This window comes from Hydrogenophaga sp., from assembly GCF_051007235.1.
GTDB lineage: Bacteria > Pseudomonadota > Gammaproteobacteria > Burkholderiales > Burkholderiaceae_C > Hydrogenophaga.
This window is the reverse complement of record NZ_JBPCSJ010000051.1, coordinates 1-5809: the sequence shown is the minus strand read 5'-3', so window position 1 is coordinate 5809 and position 5809 is coordinate 1. Positions and strand designations below refer to the sequence as shown.

The 5809-nt window shown below is 69.0% G+C and carries 4 protein-coding genes; all 4 read left to right on the top strand.

What is annotated here, in order from left to right; all coding sequences use genetic code 11:
• Nucleotides 1-1527 (top strand): alpha-glucosidase family protein (locus ACR2JA_RS01725; RefSeq protein WP_434007418.1); only part of this gene is annotated, 1527 nt, incomplete at its 5' end.
• A 90-nt stretch (nt 1528-1617) separates the two neighbouring features.
• Complete coding sequence (locus ACR2JA_RS01720) at nt 1618-3258, top strand: alpha-D-glucose phosphate-specific phosphoglucomutase (protein WP_434007417.1); 1641 nt, start codon at nt 1618-1620, stop codon at nt 3256-3258.
• A 17-nt stretch (nt 3259-3275) separates the two neighbouring features.
• Nucleotides 3276-5144 (top strand): alpha-amylase family protein, encoded by a 1869-nt coding sequence (locus ACR2JA_RS01715; RefSeq protein WP_434007416.1) that lies wholly within the window; start codon nt 3276-3278, stop codon nt 5142-5144.
• On the top strand, nt 5141-5809 hold a 669-nt coding region (locus ACR2JA_RS01710; protein WP_434007415.1), incomplete at its 3' end, for an alpha-amylase family glycosyl hydrolase. The genes ACR2JA_RS01715 and ACR2JA_RS01710, both read left to right, overlap by 4 nt.

The following is a 5809-nucleotide window of genomic DNA, read 5'->3' as shown; positions in this document are numbered from 1 at the left end:
ATCGCGGCGCTGGGCGCCGACGGCATCTGGCTCTCGCCCTTTTTCAAGAGCCCGATGAAGGACTTCGGCTACGACGTCAGCGACTACAACGACGTCGACCCGATGTTCGGCACGCTGGACGACTTCCGCGCCCTGGTGGCGCGGGCGCACGCGCTGGGTCTCAAAGTCATGATCGACCAGGTGCTCTCGCACACCAGTGACCAGCACCCCTGGTTCCAGGAGAGCCGCAGCAGCCACGACAACCCCAAGGCCGACTGGTACGTCTGGGCCGACGCCAAGGACGACGGCAACCCGCCGAACAACTGGCTCTCGATCTTCGGCGGCAGCGCCTGGCAATGGGACACGCGCCGCTGCCAGTACTACCTGCACAACTTCCTCAACAGCCAGCCCGACCTGAACTTCCACAGCCCCGCCGTGCAAGACGCGCTGCTGGCCACGGTGAAGTTCTGGCTCGACCTGGGCGTGGACGGCTACCGCCTGGACACGGTCAACTTCTTCTTCCACGACGCGCAGCTTCTCGACAAACCGGGCCGCGTCGAGCCCGACAGCCACAACCCCGACCCTGCGGTCAAACCCTTCAACCCCTACGGCTGGCAGCGCCACGTCTACGACAAGAGCCGTCCGGAGAACCTGCCCTTCCTGCAGCGCCTGCGCGCCCTGCTCGACCAGTACCCCGACACCACCATGGTCGGCGAGATCGGCGACGACGACGGGCTCGCGCGGGTCGCCGAATACACCTCCGGCGGCCCGAACGGTGAACGACGGCTGCACATGGCCTACTGCTTCGACCTGCTGGGCGAGGCGCACGACGCGCCCTTCCTGCACGGATTCCTGCTGCGCTTCAACGACATCGTGGGCGATGGCTGGCCCTGCTGGGCCCTGTCCAACCACGACGTGGTGCGCTCGGCCACGCGCTGGGGCGGACCGCACCCCGACCCGCGCCTGCTGCGCCTGGCCGCCGCCTTCCAGGCCAGCCTGCGCGGCACGGTCTGCCTCTACCAGGGCGAAGAACTGGGCCTGCCCGAAGCGGAACTGCGCTTCGAAGACCTGCAGGACCCGTACGGCATCACCATGTGGCCGGAGTTCAAAGGCCGCGACGGCTGCCGCACACCCATGCCCTGGCAGGCCGATGCCGCACACGCTGGCTTCACCACCGGCGACCAGCCCTGGCTGCCCGTGCCCGATCCGCACCACGCGCTGGCGGTGGACCGCCAGGCCGGTGCGCAGGACTCGATGCTGACCTTCTTCACCCGACTGCTGCACTGGCGCCGTCAGCAAGTGGCCCTGCGCGACGGTAGCCTGGGCCTGCTGCCCGCCGACCCGCAGCTGCTGGCCTTCGTGCGCGGCCATGCGCAGCAGACCCTGCTGTGCGTTTTCAATTTCAGCGACCGGCCCGCACGGCTGGCCCTGCCCGACGACTGGCGCGGCGCCTCGGTGCTGAACGGCAGTGGCCTGGCGGGCGGCCGCCTCGACGGCGACGGCGTGCAGTGCGACGCCTACGGAGGCCTGTTCCTGCAGCGCCCCTGACCAACTGGACCGACGCCCGGCTTGGGCGACACTGGCGCCTGCGGCCGGAGCACTCTGGCCCTTGAATAACGTGTCGCCACAGGAGTCCCCATGAGCATCCAGACCGTCACCACCACCCCTTTCGCCGGCCAGCTGCCCGGCACCTCCGGCCTGCGCAAGAAGGTCACCGTGTTCCAGCAGCCGCACTACCTGGAGAACTTCGTCCAGGCCCTGTTCGACGTGCTGCACGGCGACGCGCCGGCCACGGGCCAGACCCTGGTGCTGGGGGGCGACGGCCGCTTCCACAACCGGACGGCGGTGCAGACCATCCTGAAGATGGCGGCCGCGCGCGGTTACGCCCAGGTGCTGGTAGGCCAGGGCGGCATCCTCTCCACGCCGGCCACCAGCGCGGTGATCCGCCGGCGCGGCGCCAACGGCGGCATCATCCTCTCGGCCAGCCACAACCCGGGCGGACCGGACGGCGACTTCGGCATCAAGTACAACGCCACCAACGGCGGCCCGGCGCCCGAGAAGCTGACGCAGGCGATCCACGAGCGCACACAGACGCTCACCCAGTACCGCCTGAGCAACGCCGCCGACATCCCGCTCGACACCCTGGGCACGCACACGATGGACGGCATGGCGATCGAGGTGATCGACCCGGTGGCCGACCACGCCGCCGTGCTGCGCGAGCTGTTCGACTTCGACGCCATCCGCCGGCTCTTCGCCAGCGGCTTCCGCCTGCGCTACGACGCCATGTGGGCGGTGGGTGGGCCGTACGCCAAGGCCATCATCGAGGGCGAGCTGGGCGCGCCGGCCGGCACCGTGGTGCACGCCGAACCCAAGGAAGACTTCGGCGGCCTGCACCCCGACCCCAACCCCGCTTACGCCGACGACCTGATCGCCCACCTGATGGGGCCCGACGCGCCCGACATGGGCGCTGCGTCCGACGGCGACGCCGACCGCAACATGATCCTGGGCCGGCGCTTCATCGTCTCGCCGTCCGACAGCCTGGCGGTGCTGGCCGCGCACGCGACCCAGGTGCCGGGCTACGCCAAAGGCCTGGCCGGCGTGGCGCGCTCCATGCCCACCTCCACCGCGGTCGACCGCGTGGCGAAGGCGCTGGGCATCGCCTGCTACGAAACGCCGACGGGCTGGAAGTTCTTCGGCAACCTGCTGGACGCTGGCCAGATCACGCTCTGCGGCGAAGAAAGCTACGGCACCGGCTCGGACCACGTGCGCGAAAAAGACGGCCTGTGGGCCGTGCTGTTCTGGCTCAACCTGGTGGCCGTGACCGGCCAGTCGGTCGAGCAGCTGGTGCGCGGCCTGTGGTCCGCACACGGCCGCTGCGTCTATTCGCGTCACGACTACGACGGCATCCCCACTGAACAGGCCAACGCCCTGATGGCGGAACTGCGTGCCAAGCTGGCGGCGCTGGGCGGCAGCACGGTCGCGGGTCAGCCCATCGCGTGGGCGGATGACTTTTCGTACACCGACCCCGTCGACGGATCGGTCAGCCAGAAACAAGGCGTGCGCGTCGTGCTGCAAGACTCTTCGCGCGTGGTGTTCCGCCTCTCGGGCACCGGCACCGAAGGCGCCACGCTGCGCGTCTACCTGGAACGCCACGAACCCGATGCCGCCCGGCAGGACATCCCGGCACAGGAAGCCCTGGCACCGCTGGTCGCGCTGGCCGAAGCCGTGGCCCGCATCCGCCACCACACGGGCATGGACGCGCCCAGTGTCATGACCTGATCCTTTCGCCCACCCCCATGCTCGACCGCATCGAACACCGTCTCGCCCAGTCCCTGCGCGCCCAACCCCACTGGACCGCCTTCGCCCAACGGTTATCGGTGCACGGCCCCCGCCTGGTGCGCGAACTCTCGCACCTGTACGGCGACCGGCCCGACTTCGAGCAGGTGGTGGAGAACCTGCTGCGCGTGGCCTACGAGGGCTGGAGCGAACGCCCGGCCGACCTGCAGGCGCTGGACGCCCAGCGCGAGCAGTCCCCCGACTGGTTCGCCTCCAATCAGATGCTGGGCGGCGTCTGTTACGCCGACCTGTGGGCCGGGGGCTTCAAGGGCGTGCAGGAGCAGATCCCGTACCTGAAGAACGAACTGGGCCTGACCTACCTGCACCTGATGCCGCCCTACCGGTGCCCGCAACCGCACAACGACGGCGGCTACGCGGTCAGCAGCTACCGCGAGACCGACCCGGCGCTGGGCAGCATGGACCAGCTGCGCCAGTTGTTCACCGCACTGCGGCAGGCGGGCATCTCCCCGGTGCTGGACTTCGTGTTCAACCACACGTCCGACGAGCACGAATGGGCGCAAAAAGCCGCGGCCGGCGACGCCGAACACTGCGGCTATTACTGGATCTTCCCGGACCGCACCGAGCCCGACGTGTACGAACAGACGGTGCGCGAGATCTTCCCCGACGAGCACCCCGGCGCGTTCACGCAGCTGCCCGACGGCCGCTGGATCTGGACCACCTTCCACACCTACCAGTGGGACCTGAACTACAGCAACCCGGCGGTGTTCACCGCCATGGCGCGCGAAATGCTGTTCATCGCCAACCTGGGTGTGGACTTCCTGCGCATGGACGCGGTGGCCTTCGTCTGGAAACGCCCCGGCACGCCGTGTGAAAACCTGCCCGAGGCGCACCACCTGCTGCGCGCCTACAACGCGCTGTGCCGCATCGGCGCGCCCTCGCTGCTGTTCAAGAGCGAGGCCATCGTGCACCCCGACGACGTGGCCGGCTACATCTCGCCCGAGGAGTGCCAGGTCTCGTACAACCCGCTGCAGATGGCGCTGCTGTGGAATTCGCTGGCCACGCGCGAGGTGAACCTGCTGCAGCACGCGCTGGAACACCGCCACGCCCTGCCCGCGCACACCGCCTGGGTCAACTACGTGCGCAGCCACGACGACATCGGCTGGACCTTCGCCGACGAAGACGCCGTCCACTTCGGCATCGACGGCTTCGCCCACCGCCAGTTCCTCAACAAGTTCTTCGTCAACCGCTTCCCCGGCAGCTTCGCGCGCGGCGAACCCTTCCAGGACAACCCGGCCACGGGCGACTGCCGCATCAGCGGCACCGCCGCCTCGCTCTGCGGCGTGGAACAGGGCGACGTGCACGGCATCGCGCGCCTGCTGCTGCTGTACGGCATGGTGCTGGCCAGCGGCGGCATCCCGCTGATCTACCTGGGCGACGAGGTCGCCACGCTCAACGACCACGGCTGGCACCAGGACGCACACAAGGCCACAGACAGCCGCTGGCTGCACCGCCCGCCGCGCGACGCCGCGCGCTACGCGCAGCGCCACGATCCGAGCACCCCCGCCGGCCGCATGTTCGGCGGCCTGACGCACCTGGTCGGCCTGCGCCGCCACCTGACGGTGCTGGCGGGCGGCGCGCTCACCCCGTTCTGGACGCAGAACCCGGCGGTGCTGGGCTTCCAGCGCGGCCAGGGCGCGGGCGCCGTGCTGGTGCTGGCCAACTTCAGCGAACAGGTGCAGGCGGTGGACGCCGCCGTGCTGGCCGCCCTGCCGGCGCAGATGGTGGACCTGGTCGGTGGCGGTGGCTTCGAGCTGCGCACCGGCCTTGCCCTACAACCGTACCAGCAGCTCTGGCTGCAACGCCCATGACGCCGCACAAGGCCGACTGGAAACGCAGCGTCGTCTACCAGATCTACCCACGCAGCTTCTGCGACAGCAACGGCGACGGCATCGGCGACCTGCCAGGCATCACGTCCAAACTCGACCACCTGCAGGCCCTGGGCGTGAACGTGGTGTGGCTCTCGCCGGTCTATGCCTCGCCGCAGGACGACAACGGCTACGACATCAGCGACTACCGCGCCATCGCGCCCGAGTTCGGCACCATGGCCGACTTCGACACCTTGCTCGCGGCGATGCACGCGCGCGGCATCCGGCTGGTGATGGACCTGGTCGTCAACCACAGTTCGGACGAGCACCGCTGGTTCAAAGAGGCTCGCAAAAGCCGCGACAACCCGTTCCACGACTACTACATCTGGCGCGAACCGAAAGCAGACGGCACACCACCGACCAACTGGGAGGCCGCCTTCAACGGCTCGGTGTGGGAATGGAATGAGCCGACCGGCGAGTACTACCTGCATATGTTCAGCCGCAAGCAGCCGGACCTGAACTGGGAGAACCCGCGCCTGCGCGCCGAGGTCTACGACGTGATGCGCTTCTGGCTCGACAAGGGTGTGGACGGCTTCCGCATGGATGTGATCAACATGATCTCCAAGCCCTGGAACGCCGACGGCTCGCTGCCCGACGCGCCGGTGGTG

What these genes read in the sequence shown, in the direction of transcription:
- ACR2JA_RS01720 (WP_434007417.1), top strand. Translation starts at nt 1,618, where the DNA reads ATGAGCATCCAGACCGTCACCACCACCCCTTTCGCCGGCCAGCTGCCC.
- ACR2JA_RS01715 (WP_434007416.1), top strand. Translation starts at nt 3,276, where the DNA reads ATGCTCGACCGCATCGAACACCGTCTCGCCCAGTCCCTGCGCGCCCAA.